This is a genomic window from Domibacillus indicus (assembly GCF_000970685.1).
GTDB classification, from domain to species: Bacteria; Bacillota; Bacilli; order Bacillales; family Domibacillaceae; genus Domibacillus; species Domibacillus indicus.
Genome location: NZ_LAJB01000002.1, coordinates 147,865 through 163,307, shown reverse-complemented (window position 1 = coordinate 163,307; position 15,443 = coordinate 147,865). Strand labels below are relative to the sequence as shown.

Below are 15,443 nucleotides of genomic sequence, written 5' to 3'. Positions count from 1 at the left end.
AGAAAGAAGGCATAAAAGAATTGATTACAATAGAAGCTTATACAGAAGCGGTAAGGGATCATTTAAAGAAGCATTCAGAATGTCTGATAGACGAAATTAAAAAAACACTGCAGTTTCCATTCGATGAAAAAGTCGAGTTAGTGGATTTCACTGCTTTTGTGCAGCCGTATGAACTGTCCATTACGATGTTTTCCATGGAGCGGAGTGGCAACGAAGTGTTTCCGGAAGAAGGAAGCGGCCTGTTTGCCGGCAGCTGTGAAGTCCTTGAAGACGCCGAGTATTACTGTGTACCTGATGAAGACCGGGATGAATTCGAGGCCTTTTCGGAACAAAACAGCGAAGCTTTATCGAAAATCGAAACGGAAGAGGTTACCGCCTGGTTTGCTTCCTGCTGGAACGAAGCAGGCGGAAGCCGCACCCGCCTGCCGGCTTACTTCAGCTTCCACGACTGCGACCCGTGCTTTGATCTTCATAAAGGGAAATGGATTTCAGACGGAGACAAGTGGTATTCCTGATAATTTGAAAGAAAGAGGGGATTCCGTGAAGAAAAAGTGGCTGCTTGCTGTTTTGGTTATACTGATTGCAGGAGCCTCCCTTTTTTATCTCCCCAGGCGTTATCCGACTCTGGAGGGAGCTCTTAACGAGTTAAAAGCAAGGGAGGAGGGAGACGTTATTCTTCCGCTGAACGATAGCCGCAAGGCGCTGCAGATTGATAAAGACGGGCGGGTGTCCATTGCCTACAGCAGGGCAGTCCGCCCGCTGGACGTGTATGAGAAGTTTGACATCCTGCCAACGGGCCTGACGATTTATGACATCCAGCAGCCCGGCGATCTCCCCTACACAGTATCACCCATCGGAGACTCGATCCGCATTGGGTTAGTTCAAAGCAGGGACGCCGTCTACACGATAAGCGGCTTAAAATCCAATCTGGATAACAGGGAAGACGCTGTTCGCGTGTTTACTCTTCAGGATTACCGAAAAGGAGAGGCTGCCCTGCAGGACATAAAATTATGGTGGACTCCACATCCGCTGGACACTGAAAGCATTCAGGACCATTTCTTTTTCCTGGATTCAAACAAAAAGATAGTGGACGTAGACAAAAGCAGGGCGGTGGAAAAGTGAAGAGGCGGCTTATTCTTTCTCTGTCCCTTTTTTTATGGCTGCTTGCGGGGTGCGCGGAAAAAAAGGAATTCACCGGGAAAGCAGCTCTCTTAGAAGAAGATATACATGGCCGACGGGTTCTCGTTGTTCAGGAAATCAGTGATAAAGTCCTTCAGGAAGGACCGATAGAAAAAATTCTTGAGATTGCTTCCAGAACAGGGGAAAATGGGAACAGCAATGGAATGTTCTTTTATATTGATGAAGATACTTTCCAAAAGCTTAAAACTGGACAAACGGTAACCGCCACCTACAGGGGCCCGGCCCAGGAAGCGTTGCCGCCAAAAGTGGGGGCGGATAAAGTAGAGGTGACGGCGGAATAAGCTGTCAGCGGCAGAAAGCTATTAAATAGAAAAGGGGGCAACGGGTATGGAAGCGGCTCTTCTTATTTTGATCATTCCTTTTCTCATTTTTGCAGCTGTCCTTTCAAAAGGGAAAGGAGCCTTCCTGCTTTCAGGTTATAATACACTGCCTGACAGTGAAAAGGCTCAATACAATGAAGCAGCGCTGTGCAAATTTATAGGGAAAATCATGTATGGCATTAGTTTTAGCCTCCTATTATTGGCACTTGGTGAAATAGTAGAAAAGCCCATTTTGTTTTTAATTGGCCTAGTTTTCTTTTTAACGGTTGTTATGTTTGCGCTGGTGTATGTGAACACGGGAAACCGATTTAAAAAAACAGGTTAATGACAAAGAAAAAGCAGCAAAGGTCATCTTGCTTAAGGTGATCTTTTTTTGTTGAAGAAGAAAAGGGAAGCAGCCTGTCATTTTTTGTCCCGGCAGCCGTTTAGTCTGTTAGAAAGCAATCGTCTTAGAAAGAATTTTCGCAGCATAATGGTTCAGTTTTGTTTTACGGAAATATTCGGATAATTACAACATTTTTAAATAATATAAACAATATTGTAATATAGCGAAAAACGATTATAATACTATGTATGAGAAAGACAGTTGTCTTTTTCGGGTGGAATATGCTGGGGATGAATCATCCCGGAATTTATTTCGTTTATAATGGTTTCGAACGGCCGGTCTTTGGACAACGCTAAAGAAGCGTGGAAGGGCAGCGTATTTGTTTTTACAAAAGCCGCACCGGTTTGCCATTGAACCCATTTTATCACAGGGTTATGGACATAAATAACCCAATAGGAACGTATAAATTTATTTTTAGTAACGGAGGAACATGTATGAGAAGTATTCTGCACAGGTGGAATCAGGTGAGCCTGGTTAAACAGATCATCATCGGCTTGATCGTCGGGATCATTCTGGCTGTCACCATTCCAGACGCAGCAAAACCAGCGGCCATTTTAGGCACATTATTTGTCGGTGCGTTAAAAGCCATCGCACCGGTTCTGGTCCTTTTCCTGGTTATGTCGGCCATTGCGCAGCACAAAAGCGGCCAAAAAACCAATATGAAAGCGATCATTGGCCTGTATCTGTCGGGAACATTTTTGGCGGGATTGACCGCTGTTATCGCCAGCTTTCTTTTTCCTGTCAGCCTGACACTTGCGGAGGGTGCTGATGATTTAACGCCGCCCGGCGGTGTAACAGAGGTTTTAAAAACATTGCTGCTGAATGTGGTGGACAATCCGGTCAATGCCATTGTTAATGCAAACTATATTGGGATTCTGGCGTGGGCGATCCTTGTCGGGCTGGCGCTTAGAAACGCCGCCGACACAACGAAAACACTTGTATCGAATGTTTCCGACGCCGTATCGAAAATTGTGGGCTGGGTGATTAAGCTTGCTCCGTTTGGTATTCTTGGCCTCGTCTTTGAATCGATTACAGCAAACGGGCTTGGCTCGCTGCTCGACTACGGAAAGCTGCTGGCGGTGCTGCTTGGCTGCATGGCGTTTGTCGCGCTTGTGGTAAATCCAATTATGGTGTATGCCATGATCCGCCAGAACCCGTATCCGCTTGTATTTAAATGCTTAAGGGAAAGCGGCATTACTGCATTTTTTACACGCAGCTCAGCTGCCAATATTCCGGTGAATATGAAGCTGTGTGAAGACCTGGGACTCGATAAAGACAACTATTCCGTATCGATTCCGCTTGGCGCCACAATCAATATGGCGGGCGCCGCTGTGACGATTTCTGTTTTAACTCTTGCGGCGGTCCACACACTCGGCATCGAGGTGGACATTCCGACAGCGATTATCCTGAGCGTGCTGTCAGCCGTATCTGCCTGCGGCGCTTCGGGTGTCGCAGGAGGCTCGCTGCTCCTTATTCCGCTTGCCTGCAGTCTTTTTGGCATTTCGAATGAGGTGGCGATGCAGGTCGTAGGAGTCGGCTTTATCATTGGCGTGCTTCAGGACTCATTTGAAACCGCCTTGAACTCTTCCACAGATGCCCTGTTCACCGCTTCGGCCGAATTTAAAGAATGGCGCAAGGAAGGAAAGAAAATAGATATTCATCGGGCAGGATAAAGAAAGCCCGGTTTGTCCGGAACAAAACAGCTCCTCTGACTGTCAGTTTACCAGCAGGGGGCTGTTTTTTTGCTTTTATGGGAAAACCGGCAGTCTTTAAATAATTGTGCTTTCTTCGCCCTCTGTTTTAAATTGTGTAAAAAAGAAGATAAACAGAACGATCGGAAGCGCCACCAGAAATATAGTGTTTGTCGATGGCCGAATCGCCGGAAGATCTGTCAATGCCATGCTTATCACCTCTTTTCATTTCACCGGGCCGGCGGTTAAAATATTGTATCGAGCTCATTGAAAATCCGGCTTGTATGAAGCCGGGTTGGCTGGATTTTATCACCGCCGAAAGGCGGTCCGCCAACACTCAGGGAAAATCCTTCCGGAGCAATACCAAGGCCATTGACATTGATTTTATCCATGAGCAGCAATAGGGCAGTAAGAATATCAATCGCATCGATCGCCGCGTTTATTGCTTTGTCTTTATATTTGCCTTCGAGCCGGGCAACACCGGTAATAGGCCCGCCTGCTGACAAAGAAAAACTTCCTGGGGCAATAAAGATTCCAAGCACTGTAAATTGCCCCGTCAGCAGCAGCGCGGCTGTCACAATGTCAATTTCCCGCTGAATAACATACAGTACTGTACCGTCTTGTTTTGATAACTTTTTTTCCTTCACTACAGCTGCCTCCTTGCCCCTCAAAATAGTTTATTCAAAAGGCACGCAAAGCGTATAAGCCGTTTAAACAAATCCTGCTTGTTTTTTTATAAGCCTGTCCGCTTTTGGAAAGCTTCTTAACGGTGCCCGCTGCCATACACATGGAACAGCTCAGCCGCCGATTTCATATATTGGCCGTAGAAGGGCCTGCATGAACTCTTTTCGTTATTTATCTTTCGTTTTTTGATTAAAGAGAATTCTTTTTAAAAAAGACACTCAGCCGTGGCAAACGCTTAAACCAATATGGATAGCTATTCATATCTTATAGCATATAGATCAATAAACAAAAATGGACTGGCATTGATCTATATAAGTGCTTTACTGCCTTTTTGGAAGGGGGTGAAACATATGAGTCAATATGGTGGAGGTTCTGGCTACGGCAGCGGATTTGCGCTGATTGTTGTGCTGTTCATTCTATTAATCATCGTTGGTGCTGCATATCTTGGCGGCGGTTACGGCGGTGGCTACTAATTGAATCAATTTTAGTGCCATTTCAGCGATTTTTTCCGGGAATTCCCGGCCGCTTAGAAATGGCGCTTTTTTTGTGCTGCTTCATGATTTTCCTAATTATTGTGATTTTGCCACAGTCACGCGATTCTTTTTTTCATATGATAGTAAAAAGCAGGAGCGTAAGAGTCTGAATATTTTTATGCTCTCTCTTTGCGAGAAGAAAATGAGAAAGAAGGAAGGGAAAAACATGCCGTTTTATCCTCCGAATCGCGGGCGGGAGCCATTTCGTCCCTATCCGGGCCCGAAACCGTTTGATCCGTTTTTTGGACCGTTTCCACCGAACCCGGGACCGCCTTATCAAAATTCCCGTCCCGTCTATCAGAACCGGGGACCTGTTTCGTGGGGTCCGGCTCAGCAGCCTCCGCAGAAACCGGGGGTACTGGCTAGATTTTTACAAAATATGGCCCAACAGCCTCCTCAAGGAGCTGCCATTCCTCCGCAGGCACCCGCTGCAGGGGAAAACACAGGCCAGCTGCCGTCTCAAGAAAAAGCTGCGGTGCCTCCGCAGGGGGGAGCCGCAAACCCGCTGCCGACTCAAGAGGCTGCCGGCACATGGGGAAATATAAGCCAGATGCTTGCGCACGCAGAAGAATTATCAAGAGGAATTCATACCCTGAAACAAATAGGCTCCGTTTTCATGAAAAAATAAACCAAAAAGAGACTGCCGACAAAGTCGTTGGTCTCTTCAGGCTTTAGATAAACAATTATTAACCCGCATTACTCATAAATTCAATAACATTCTTTGAAAAAGCTTCATATAAAGCAAGGTATACACAGTATAAGAGGAAGCAATACAAGGAAAACAACGTGTTCCGGTCAGTTTTTAAGCACTCAGGAAAACGCCTTAAATAGAGATTTGGACCCTGTTCTGTTAAACGCTTGAAGCAGTTTGGCTGCCTTAAAAGTATATAATTAGCGGGCAGGTGGAAACAAGGGGGAGAGCGAGCGTCATTATTCATTTGTAATATATGTTTTTTCAAAAAAAGTGTACTTGGCCCGCTCCGTTACCGGGTGCGGATTGAAACATAGACTATAAAGCTATCGATTATGTGAGAAGGACTTCCTATCTGTCACGCTTTTATTCTGTCCGCATATTTTAGTTACGTAATCAAAACAAGGAGGAAGAGAACAATGGAGCCTGGTGAAAAGAAACCATCAAAAACGGCTGGCCAGCCTTTGAATCAGTTTATGGGGCCATTCGATTTGTTTTTCAGTGAACCGTTCAGGCATTTTGGCGATTTTCTTAACCGGGGTTCTTTTTCAGTGGATCTGCACGAAACAGCAGCAGAACTGGTCGTTGAAGCAAGGCTTCCCGGCTTTAAAAAGGAACAGATTCAAGTGGAATTGTTACGGGGCGACCGGTTGAGAATTTCAGCAGAGCATTCCGAAACAAGCGAAGCAAAAAAGGAAGAAAGTGTCCCGTACTACACGAGAAGAACGTTTGGAAAAATGGAAAGAATCATTCCGCTGCCAGTCCCCGTTGTGGCAGATACTCCAAAAGCGACGTATCAGGATGGATTAGTAAAGGTATTTCTCAAAAAAGAAAAAAGACGGTTTATTAAAATCGATTAAATTTGCCGGTAAGCCAAATCGCTTTGCAGGCGCAGGAAGCTGGGATTCGCCGGCCTCTTTTTTATTTCAAAAAATTCGTTTCCCGTCTTATAGATTTAGCAGAAAGCAAGAACTGTGAGGGCTGCTTTCTGCAGCAGTTTTAAGCCGGAAATAGAGCCGCATACGGCTTTTCTTTTTTCGTTTTATAGTGAATCTACCTTAATCCAGCTTTTGATATTTTCATATAATAAATAAAACGAAAACGTCATACTGCTTTATGCATATGGACTGCTGAAAAGATTAAACCAAAACGTCCCAGAAAATTTAAAAGAGAAATGAGGTGAGCGACAATGCCATTTTACCCTCCGGGTCCCGGGCCAGGACCGTTCAATCCATATCCGGGCCCATTTGGACGGCCTTCATATCCCCGCGCATTCCGTCCTTATCCAGTCCCGGTCAGGCGGCCCCGCAATCCCGGCGCGTTTCGCCCTTACTCAGCACCGCCCGGAACTTTTGCCGGCAGAGGAGCTGGACCGGGCATGCAAAGCCCTTTTACATGGGGCAATTTAAATCAAATGATGATCCATGCGGGGAATGTATCCAGCGGGCTTAATTCATTAAGGCAAATGGGGTCTCTTTTTAATATCATAAATTAAAGACATTCCAGCATAAGGGACTTTTTTACAAACTCCGCTTCAAGGATGGCGTCACAAGAGCCGGTGGAAAAAGGACAAAACAAGCTTAGAGAAAAAGGACGCGTCCGGGCGTCCTTTTCGTGTGCAGAAAAATGATAAGCTTTTTTGGAATGAAAGGCAGCCAGTGCTGAGAACAGGAACGATAACAATCAGACTTGAAACGATTTTCTTTTCTTATTGAGCTAACGGACGAAATTTTCAATGAAAAAATAGCTTTTTCATTCTTGACAGGCTGCGCTACTTTGTATTACTATATACTAGTAATAAGTATTACTGAATACCAGTGATGCAAAGTACCGGAAACATAAGTGAAATACAAATGGAGGAAAATATTTGGAAAACATTACGGAAATGCTCAAAGGGGTGCTTGAAGGCTGTGTGCTTGAAATCATTAGCCGTGGCGAAACGTACGGCTATGAAATCACACAGCAGCTGCGAGAACTCGGTTTCACGGATGTGGTTGAAGGTACCGTTTATACCATTACTATGCGGCTCGAGAAAAACAATTTGGTAATCATAGAGAAAAAGCCATCCGCTGTGGGACCGCCGAGAAAATTTTACACACTCAACGCAGAGGGACAAGAGAAGCTCGAAATTTTTTGGGAAAAATGGGTTTTTGTCTCAAGCAAAATCAATGAGCTCAAAACGAAAAAGCTCAAAGGAGAGAAGGCGTAATGAGTATGATCGAAAAAATGATCGGAAGTCTGGATGACAAGCGTGAATGGAAGGCGATGGAGACGCGTGCGAAGGAGCTTCCGGGTGAGTACCGCAATGCTTACAAAGCTATCCAAAAATATATGTGGACTGCTGGCGGAGGCCCCGCCGACTGGAAGGACAGCAGCCGTATCTTTCAAGGCATTCTCGACCTCTTCGAGCAAGGAGCAGCGGAAGGCAGGAAAGTCACTGACCTTACGGGCGAGGACGTGGCTGCTTTCTGCGACGACCTGGTGAAGGATGAGAAAACCTGGAAGGATAAGTATCGCAAGAAGCTGAACGATACGATTGGCCGCGGCTAACGATAAAGTCCCGGTGTTTGCTTCAAGAAGCATGCAAAAAAGACCGATTTTTTTTTCGGTCTTTTTTATTTGTTTTTATTGGGCTGAAAACCAATGTTTAAGAAAACGGGCAGCAGAGCTAAAGAAGTGAGAAGAGGGATTAAACCGGTATCTCACTAAGCCGGATACATCAAAAAAAAGAAAAATAACAGGATGAACAGGCCATCTCTTTTCAGAAGTCTGCTTTTGCTGGAAATATGCTGCCTTATACGTCGGTAAAAGGGACGGCTGGTTATTAAAGGGACTTTGACTTTCCAAGCGTGCTGCCGCTCTCATTGATAGCAGACAAAAGCAGCTGGATATCAGCCTTGATTTCCTTTTTAAGAAAGGTATTTCCGCAATTTTTATACTCCTGCTCTAACCGGTGAATCTCCCTCTTAAATAACGCCAGTTCGGTTTTCGTTTTCATATTCAAAACCCTTTCGCTTAGTATGTGCCCGTTCGTTTTCTCCTGATGCTGCATTCTCATTAATATGGTGTTTACTCGAATCTAATGCCCCAAAAAAAGAAAAAGCCGAAAAGAACAGGATCTCCTGCTCTTTTCGGCTTATGTCCGGCACAGTTTGTCCGGTTCATTACGGCCCTGCCTATGATTTTGGTTTTAAAATAAATGAAATGACGCTGTTATCAAGCTCAAAATTCCAGTCAACGAAAACATCCTGTATGTCGGCATTAAAAATTGAAGTAAAATGAGTGCTTTTGCTGAGCATACCGCCTTCAAGCTGCCTTTTGGCAATCCGAAGCGTTTCATCAAAGCCAAGAGAAATAAGCTGTTTTTCAATTGGCACCAGTATTCCCTCGCGGATGACGATCAATGCGCGGGGACTGATCATGTAAGAGGCCACAAAGTCCGGCGCTTTTTCAGCCTGCTCGCTTATGCTGATGATTTCCTTGTGTACTTCTTCTTTTCCTTCATACTCGGATTTGGCATCTTTGCCCTTATCCGGCATAGCCGGGCTGACGCCGACGAAAACCCCCGTTTGATGAGCCAGGTTCCAATCATAATAAACATGCTCAATATCCATATCGGTTATTGCTTTGATTTGTCCCCGGATTTCGGGGTCGAGTGATTTCATCAGGTATTCCCGTGTTGTCAGTACTGTCATATCCTGGTCCTGGTCAAGAAGCACCTTTTCCATTGCTGAAATAAAGCCGCTCATATAAACAAGTATATACGGCTGGGCTATGGTCACATGTATTGCTTCCGGGCCTTTGCCAAATTTATCCCGCAGCAGCTTGCCGAAATTGTTCGCCATCTTTGTCTGCTGCGCTCTAATATCCATATAACGAGATTCCTTTTTTTAAAGAAAGAAGCATCTTATCCTCTCTCCTTTGATCATTTTAGCATTTTGCTTGAGAAAGTGAAACAGGCAAGGTGCTGATATTTTCAATTCCCCCTTTTTCTCCTGTAAAAAAGTTTATGTAAAAAAGAAAGCCGGCAAAATAAAAAGAATATTTCATCTTTTTTTCAAAATAGATAGGTAAACCTTTACTTTTCCGTTATAATATAAATACTTATACATTTAGTTGTGAAATTCTTAACATCACTCGGACCGGGGATTCGGGATTTGACGCCTGTGTCTCAAAAAGGATGGCTGGAATGGATATTAAAAGAAAAGAAAAGGAATTGGGATCTTTTATCGGAAAAATTTTGAGAGACCATTTCGGCAAAGGGCCGGGGGCGGTGTTTGCCACCATTTCCCCTCCTTATATCACCGTATATATTAAAAACTTTCTGTCCCCGATGGAAAATAAATTGTTGAATACCGAGCAAAGCAAATATGTTGAAAAAATCAGGGACATGCTTATGCCTGCCCTTATTGAGGAAATCAAAGCCTACGTTAAAATAAACGTAGAGTTTGACATTATAGAATTCTACTACGACTGGAATCTGGACAGCCATTCAGGAATGTTCGTCGGCATTGCATCCCATAACCATCAAGAGCGCGCCTCCTATCAGAATCAGGAAGAGGTGCATAACGAAATTATCAAACTGAGTATGGAAGCGGAAAAGCCTCCCGGAGAGGTATACTCCTGCCTTGTTAATCCAAGGACGCTCGTAATCGTCCGGCACAAAATTTTAGTACCCGTTGAAAAAGAAATGATCCAGCTGGGGTACCCGGAGATTCTTACCCTGGTCAAACGCAACCTCGAAAGAAGACTGGCCCTGCAGCACAAACATCAGCTTCAGTCCTACCTGGATGCTGAACTGGAAAATACGTTTGTTTCATGGGATTTTGACCTCGACAAAAGTGTGTTCTTATTTATCTTAAAACCGAATAGCAGAAGGCAGCAATGAGCCAGGCGACAGAACTGGACATAAGCCAAAAGAAGGGGAAGCTTCCCTTCTTTTGGCTTTTTCATTTTCTGGAATTATAAAAGTCATCTTCACGGTTGAAATGAACATACAATTGCCTGCATGAAAATGGCAGGAAGAGGGGTTACGAGGAATGGATAAATCGGCAGTAATTCACATTCAAAAAGAAGATGACATCATCATGGCCCGCAAAATGGTCCGGGAATTCGGACGGATACTAAATATGCATTCGCTCACTCAAGCCAGAATTCTGACTGCCGTTTCCGAGCTTGCCAGAAACATTTATCGTTATGCCAGAACGGGGCATATCACATTTGAAGCGATTGAAAAAGCAGACCAGGCGGGTCTCAGGATCACAGCGATGGATAATGGTCCGGGAATTGAGGATATCCGAAAAGCATTGGAGCAGGGATATTCGACTTCGGGCGGCCTCGGGGCAGGTCTGCCCGGCGTGAAAATTTTAATGGATGAATTCTCAATTGAGTCCAGCAGGCATGCGGGTACAAAAGTGACCGTTACAAAATGGCAGCTAAAATAAAAAAAATGCTGCGTCGCTCCTTTAGATTGTAAATAGCAATTTTTAATCCTTTAATGGCCCGGCAGCCGGTAATCCAGCCTGTTTGTGTGCACGGCAATTATTTAACAATTTGTCTGCCAGATTGAGAAAAAGCAGGAATGCTGCGAAATAAGCATTCCTGCTTTTTCTTTTTTTCTTAATAATATATAGAAAGTGGAGAAGCAATGCCGGAATCACCCGTCTGTTTAGGTGCTGCCATTGGAAATGTCCGTACAAGAAGAGGGATTTCATGAAGAGGAAAGAAAAACTGTCTATGAGTGAAGGGAGAGACAGAGAGATAGTAATGAAAATTCTTTGGAAAATAAAGCGGACAAGGATTATAATAAGTTATAAGTACATGTTTGGTTTGTATTCAAGTTTTCGTACGAGCTTGTAAGACTTCATTCGCAGTTACGAAAAATTTGTACTTACATAATGGTGTTGGCAAAGGAGAGTTCTTATGAAACAAAACGATGGGAACATTTCATTTACGGACCGCATGGCTGCCCGTTATTCGTTTGATGATCCCGGCTATGTCGGAAAAGACAGCTCGGGAAACGGCCGTGATGCAGCAGCAGAAGGCAGCAAAAAACCGGTAATCAAAACAGTAGGCGGCAGAGCGGCTGTGACGCTTGCTGGCGGGAAAAACGGCACTTCCTATGTAACGCTTCCTGCCGGGCTGCTTGCGGATATTAACGATCATACTGGAATGACGGTCAGTTCATGGGTGTACCTGCGAAAAGGCACAAATGTATGGGAAAGAATTTTCGATTTTGGCAAAGGGCCCGGGGGACCGTATGTATTTTTAACGCGGAATTTACGCGGCGTCTGCTTTATGGATTCGGATCTTACTGCCGATGCCGGGAGGACGTTTTCTTCTGGAGAATGGATTCATGTAGCCATGTCGGTGGCAGGAACAAAAGGCGGCACGCTGAGCAGCGCCGGACCGGTTATTTACGTAAACGGTGAAGTGGCGGGGGACGGCTCGATCAGCCAGACGTCGAGCGGTACATACAAACGGCTTCGCAGCTGGTTTGATACATTTTCCGATTCAGCCAATTACAGCCGGAATTATATCGGAAAATCCCAGCATGAAGCGGATGATGACTTTAACGGCTCCCTGTCCGACTTCCGCGTTTACAAAGCGGCCCTTACACAGGATGAAGTGATCGAGGTAATGTGCGAATCGCTGACTGACGCCGAGATTATCGGGCTTGCGAAAGATAAATACTTATCATCCCCGACCACGATTGTATCAAAGGCTCTGTCACTGCCTTCTTCGCTTATGGGCGGAAAAGTGGCGGTTTCCTGGAAATCCAGTGAACCTTCCGTCCTGTCCGATACGGGAGCAGTGGGGGGAGTGGACGGACCTAAAGGAGTTACCCTGACGGCTGTTTTAAGGAGGGGAACAGAAGCGGATGAAAAGCACTTTACCGTAACCGTTCTTCCGGAGGGCGTTCCTTCCCATTTCGTGACGGTTGATGGAAGCGGGAACAAAGCTGATATCAGCGAAACGATGTACGGCCTGTTTTATGAAGACATTAACAACGCGGCGGATGGCGGCATCTATGCGGAGCTTGTGCAAAACCGTTCCTTCGAATCATTCGCCTTTGACACGTATTCCCATGCTTCCGGCGAGTGCGGCTGCTCGACAGGCAGAAACCATGAACCGCTTCATGCCTGGTTTGGGAACGTGGAAAACGTAACCGTCCATAATACGGGAGGGTTAAATGAATTCTTCGGTATTTCTGATCAGGATGTGAATTCCCATTTTATTACGGCACCGGACGGCAGCACGATCATCAACAAAGGCTTTACCGATTCAAACGGCCATTGCGCCATGTTTATCAAAGAGGGCGCTTCGTATGATTTTACCGTATGGGCCAGAGCGGAAACCGCGGGAAGCATCACTCTTGAGCTTCAGGACGGGGACGGCGGGCCGTCCAGCGGCGCTGTTACGGTGCAGGTGGAAGGCGGCAGCACATGGAAAAAGTACGGAGTCGATTCGAAGGTGGTACTGACCGGAACCAAAACCGGACTCGGCCAGCTTGCGTTAACGTTTACCGGCGATGTTTCCATCGACATGGTTTCGCTAATGCCGCGGGATGTCTGGGGCGCGGAGGAAGAAGAACGGTCGAAAACCGCTCATGCCAACTACAGAGGGAACCCGAACTACCGCCTGCGGAAGGATCTCGTGAATGCGCTCGTTGACCTGCATCCGACCTTCCTGCGTTTCCCGGGCGGCTGTATTTCAGAAGGCTCCTACATCTGGGAAAACGTATACGAATGGAAAGACTCGGTAGGGACGGTTGAACGGCGGAAGGAAAACTTTAATGTATGGGGCTACATGATGACGATGGGTCTGGGCTACATGGAGTATTTCCAATTGGCCGAGGATTTGAATGCGGCGCCTCTTCCTGTTATGGCATGCGGTGTGCTCTGCCAGGCCCGTTCGAATTATGTTCACCCGGCGGGCGGAGATTTGCGGGACCAGTTTGTTAAAAGCTTTACCGATTTAATTGATTTTGCGATCAGCACCGACTTTGAAGGCAATGAATGGGCTGCCCTGCGCAGGGAAATGGGCCATGAAGCGCCGTTCGATCTCCATTACCTCGGGGTAGGAAACGAAAACTGGGGCGAGGAATTTTTCACGAATTTTGAATACTTTAAAGCTGCCATTGATGAATACATGGGCCGCCATTATCCGGGCCATGAGCTGCACATTATTTCAACGGTCGGGGCGCAGGCGGATGATGACGCGTACCAGGAAGGCTGGAAGTTTTTAAGCGGGAATTTATCTGAAGGCGCGGCGGTGAGCTTTACGGATGGCAAAACGGTGATCGAGGAAAATGTGACCTGGTACGAAAAACAGCCGAACTACATGGACACCATTGCCGATGAGCATTATTACCGCTCCAATGACTACCTCTTACACAACGCGGACCGGTACAACTATTATTACCGGGCGTACCAGCCGGACGGCAGCTTGAATGAAGCGGAAACCTCCAAGGTATTCGTTGGCGAATTTGCGTCTACGGACAAAAACACACTGGCCGGCGCTATTGCGGAAGCGGCGCTTATGACCGGCTTTGAAAACAATGCCGACGTGGTGCGGCTGGCTGCCTACGCGCCATTATTTAACAAGGTGCTGACGGATGGAACGTACCGGTGGACACCGGATTTAATCTGGTTTGACGATGAAGCAGTCTGGTTTACGCCGAATTACTATGTTCAGCAGCTGTTTGGAAAATACCTGGGCACAAAGCTGCTCGGCACGTCCTTTTCAACATACCGGAATGGAAAGCTGGCCGAGCTCGCGCCAAAAGGCGGAATTGAGATTGCGACAGGCCAGGCCGAAATCCAGGTGAAGCATGTGAAGGTAACCGATAATGTAACAGGCGAAGTGCTGCTCGACCAGGATTTCACGAAAGGGCTGGATGCGGCCTGGAAGCCGATCCCGGGCTCGGTCGGGTACACGGCTGATCCCGAAAAAGGCCTTGTCCTGCATGCGCAGAACAGCGGGTTAAACGGCTTATATATGATGAATGACAGCTGGACCAGCTATAAGGTTGAAGTGCAGGCGTCAAAAGCAGCGGGCAGCGACGGCTTTTACGTCGGGGCAGGCCTGACCGATATTTCGCCGGAGAAAAAAGACGTGCTTGAGTATGCCATCGGCTATAACGGAAATGCGACCGGCGTGAAGGTGTACAAGCAGGGCATCGAGGCGTACACGCTGGGCGACTATTCCTCCAGCACAGCTGCCGGCAACCTGCGGGCGAGCTGCTATGAAGAGCTGGCGGAAGAAACACTGTATACGATTACTGTAAATTACGGCGGCGAAACAGGAGACCGCCTCATCTGCTCTTACACAGACGGCGCATTTGCCAGCAAGGTGCTGGACTACAAGCTGGAAGCGTACAACCGCGACCTGTTCCACTCGGTAACAAAAGACGAAAACCGGGTGTATGTGAAGCTCGTCAACGCCGATCCGTTTGAAAAAACAACGAGTCTCGCGCTGAACGGTCTCGATGTTCAGGAAGCGGGCCGGATGATCACCGTTACCGGAGATGAATCACTCCTTCATACACCGAACGTCAACAAAAGAAACGCCGAGCAGATCACTCCATCCGAAACGGAAATTGGGCTCGATCACAATGGTACGGTTGTCACACTGCCTGCCAGCTCCGTAACGGTTCTTGTACTAAACAGAAAATGATAAAGCAGGAATGCGGATATAGCCGCATTCCTGTTTTTGCTTACTGTTTAAGGGAATAAAAGCCTATGGCTCTTGAGGCGGAATTGTCAAATTTGGGGCGGTATTTCCTCGCGTTGGGCCGGTAAAAACAAATACCGCCCGCAGCTCATAGGAAACCGCCCCGAAATACAAAATACCGGCCATTACAGCGGGCAAACCAGCTCCCAGAAGTGCCGGAGCGTTAAAAACCGATATGCTATAATAATAGTAAAGCAGCTGGAG

Annotated in this window: 17 protein-coding genes; 13 read left to right on the top strand and 4 right to left on the bottom strand. The window is 46.5% G+C overall.

What is annotated here, in order from left to right; genetic code table 11:
• Positions 1 to 20 precede the first annotated feature (20 nt).
• From VP98_RS01035 to sstT, 5 genes are all read left to right on the top strand, one after another.
• Positions 21 to 515, top strand: coding sequence for a hypothetical protein (locus tag VP98_RS01035; protein ID WP_046173468.1), 495 nt, complete (start codon positions 21 to 23; stop codon positions 513 to 515).
• A gap of 25 nt (positions 516 to 540) precedes the next feature.
• Positions 541 to 1,122: a hypothetical protein gene (locus VP98_RS01030; RefSeq protein WP_046173467.1), complete on the top strand. Its 582-nt coding sequence runs from the start codon at positions 541 to 543 to the stop codon at positions 1,120 to 1,122.
• A complete protein-coding gene (locus VP98_RS01025; protein WP_046173466.1) occupies positions 1,119 to 1,481 on the top strand; it encodes a DUF3221 domain-containing protein in 363 nt (120 codons plus the stop codon). Before VP98_RS01030 ends, VP98_RS01025 begins: the two co-directional genes overlap by 4 nt.
• A gap of 46 nt (positions 1,482 to 1,527) precedes the next feature.
• A complete protein-coding gene (locus VP98_RS01020) occupies positions 1,528 to 1,845 on the top strand; it encodes a DUF3784 domain-containing protein (RefSeq protein WP_046173465.1) in 318 nt (105 codons plus the stop codon).
• A gap of 494 nt (positions 1,846 to 2,339) precedes the next feature.
• Positions 2,340 to 3,578 carry a serine/threonine transporter SstT gene (gene sstT / locus VP98_RS01015; protein ID WP_046173464.1) on the top strand — a complete coding sequence of 413 codons (1,239 nt, stop codon included), beginning with the start codon at positions 2,340 to 2,342 and terminating at the stop codon, positions 3,576 to 3,578.
• 96 nt (positions 3,579 to 3,674) lie between these two features.
• Here sstT and VP98_RS19300 read toward each other — a convergent pair whose 3' ends face one another.
• Together VP98_RS19300 and VP98_RS19020 are read right to left on the bottom strand one after the other, a co-directional pair.
• Entirely contained in the window at positions 3,675 to 3,806 is a 132-nt protein-coding gene (locus VP98_RS19300) for a hypothetical protein (protein ID WP_269431490.1), read from the bottom strand.
• A gap of 35 nt (positions 3,807 to 3,841) precedes the next feature.
• The gene (locus tag VP98_RS19020; protein ID WP_052712076.1) at positions 3,842 to 4,243 is read right to left on the bottom strand and encodes a hypothetical protein; all 402 of its coding nucleotides are present in this window, start codon (positions 4,241 to 4,243) and stop codon (positions 3,842 to 3,844) included.
• Between the two features lie 387 nt (positions 4,244 to 4,630).
• Here VP98_RS19020 and VP98_RS18400 point away from each other — a divergent pair, with 387 nt between their 5' ends.
• The 5 genes from VP98_RS18400 to VP98_RS00985 all read left to right on the top strand — a co-directional run bounded on the left by VP98_RS18400 (position 4,631) and on the right by VP98_RS00985 (position 8,054).
• Positions 4,631 to 4,753, top strand: a complete 123-nt coding sequence (locus tag VP98_RS18400) for a YjcZ family sporulation protein (RefSeq protein WP_082087782.1) — start codon at positions 4,631 to 4,633, stop codon at positions 4,751 to 4,753.
• A 226-nt stretch (positions 4,754 to 4,979) separates the two neighbouring features.
• Complete coding sequence (locus tag VP98_RS01005) at positions 4,980 to 5,441, top strand: hypothetical protein (protein WP_046173462.1); 462 nt, start codon at positions 4,980 to 4,982, stop codon at positions 5,439 to 5,441.
• Positions 5,442 to 5,923: 482 nt separating this feature from the next.
• A complete protein-coding gene (locus VP98_RS01000; protein ID WP_052712075.1) occupies positions 5,924 to 6,364 on the top strand; it encodes an Hsp20/alpha crystallin family protein in 441 nt (146 codons plus the stop codon).
• 1,007 nt (positions 6,365 to 7,371) lie between these two features.
• On the top strand, positions 7,372 to 7,713 hold the full coding sequence (locus VP98_RS00990; RefSeq protein ID WP_046173460.1) for a PadR family transcriptional regulator: 342 nt from the start codon (positions 7,372 to 7,374) through the stop codon (positions 7,711 to 7,713).
• A complete protein-coding gene (locus VP98_RS00985; RefSeq protein ID WP_046173459.1) occupies positions 7,713 to 8,054 on the top strand; it encodes a DUF1048 domain-containing protein in 342 nt (113 codons plus the stop codon). Before VP98_RS00990 ends, VP98_RS00985 begins: the two co-directional genes overlap by 1 nt.
• A 274-nt stretch (positions 8,055 to 8,328) precedes the next feature.
• Here VP98_RS00985 and VP98_RS18695 read toward each other — a convergent pair whose 3' ends face one another.
• Entirely contained in the window at positions 8,329 to 8,502 is a 174-nt protein-coding gene (locus VP98_RS18695) for a hypothetical protein (RefSeq protein WP_156151274.1), read from the bottom strand.
• Between the two features lie 178 nt (positions 8,503 to 8,680).
• Complete coding sequence (locus VP98_RS00980; RefSeq protein ID WP_046173458.1) at positions 8,681 to 9,376, bottom strand: Na-translocating system protein MpsC family protein; 696 nt, start codon at positions 9,374 to 9,376, stop codon at positions 8,681 to 8,683.
• Between the two features lie 317 nt (positions 9,377 to 9,693).
• On the opposite strand from VP98_RS00980, the gene VP98_RS00975 reads away from it, so the two are divergent.
• The 3 genes from VP98_RS00975 (at position 9,694) to VP98_RS00965 (ending at position 15,182) form a co-directional block, all read left to right on the top strand.
• On the top strand, positions 9,694 to 10,392 hold the full coding sequence (locus VP98_RS00975; RefSeq protein WP_046173457.1) for a Na-translocating system protein MpsC family protein: 699 nt from the start codon (positions 9,694 to 9,696) through the stop codon (positions 10,390 to 10,392).
• A gap of 151 nt (positions 10,393 to 10,543) precedes the next feature.
• The gene (locus VP98_RS00970; protein WP_046173456.1) at positions 10,544 to 10,948 is read left to right on the top strand and encodes an anti-sigma regulatory factor; all 405 of its coding nucleotides are present in this window, start codon (positions 10,544 to 10,546) and stop codon (positions 10,946 to 10,948) included.
• 478 nt (positions 10,949 to 11,426) lie between these two features.
• On the top strand, positions 11,427 to 15,182 hold the full coding sequence (locus VP98_RS00965) for an alpha-L-arabinofuranosidase C-terminal domain-containing protein (RefSeq protein ID WP_046173455.1): 3,756 nt from the start codon (positions 11,427 to 11,429) through the stop codon (positions 15,180 to 15,182).
• The last annotated feature ends 261 nt before the right edge of the window (positions 15,183 to 15,443 follow it).

Bases quoted from the DNA above. Each gene is read 5' to 3' on its own strand.
- VP98_RS01000 (WP_052712075.1), top strand. From the start codon at position 5,924: ATGGAGCCTGGTGAAAAGAAACCATCAAAAACGGCTGGCCAGCCTTTG.
- VP98_RS18695 (WP_156151274.1), bottom strand. From the start codon at position 8,502: ATGAAAACGAAAACCGAACTGGCGTTATTTAAGAGGGAGATTCACCGG.
- VP98_RS18400 (WP_082087782.1), top strand. From the start codon at position 4,631: ATGAGTCAATATGGTGGAGGTTCTGGCTACGGCAGCGGATTTGCGCTG.
- VP98_RS19300 (WP_269431490.1), bottom strand. From the start codon at position 3,806: ATGGCATTGACAGATCTTCCGGCGATTCGGCCATCGACAAACACTATA.
- VP98_RS00980 (WP_046173458.1), bottom strand. From the start codon at position 9,376: ATGGATATTAGAGCGCAGCAGACAAAGATGGCGAACAATTTCGGCAAG.
- VP98_RS00975 (WP_046173457.1), top strand. From the start codon at position 9,694: ATGGATATTAAAAGAAAAGAAAAGGAATTGGGATCTTTTATCGGAAAA.
- VP98_RS00965 (WP_046173455.1), top strand. From the start codon at position 11,427: ATGAAACAAAACGATGGGAACATTTCATTTACGGACCGCATGGCTGCC.
- VP98_RS00970 (WP_046173456.1), top strand. From the start codon at position 10,544: ATGGATAAATCGGCAGTAATTCACATTCAAAAAGAAGATGACATCATC.
- VP98_RS01020 (WP_046173465.1), top strand. From the start codon at position 1,528: ATGGAAGCGGCTCTTCTTATTTTGATCATTCCTTTTCTCATTTTTGCA.
- sstT (WP_046173464.1), top strand. From the start codon at position 2,340: ATGAGAAGTATTCTGCACAGGTGGAATCAGGTGAGCCTGGTTAAACAG.
- VP98_RS01005 (WP_046173462.1), top strand. From the start codon at position 4,980: ATGCCGTTTTATCCTCCGAATCGCGGGCGGGAGCCATTTCGTCCCTAT.
- VP98_RS00985 (WP_046173459.1), top strand. From the start codon at position 7,713: ATGAGTATGATCGAAAAAATGATCGGAAGTCTGGATGACAAGCGTGAA.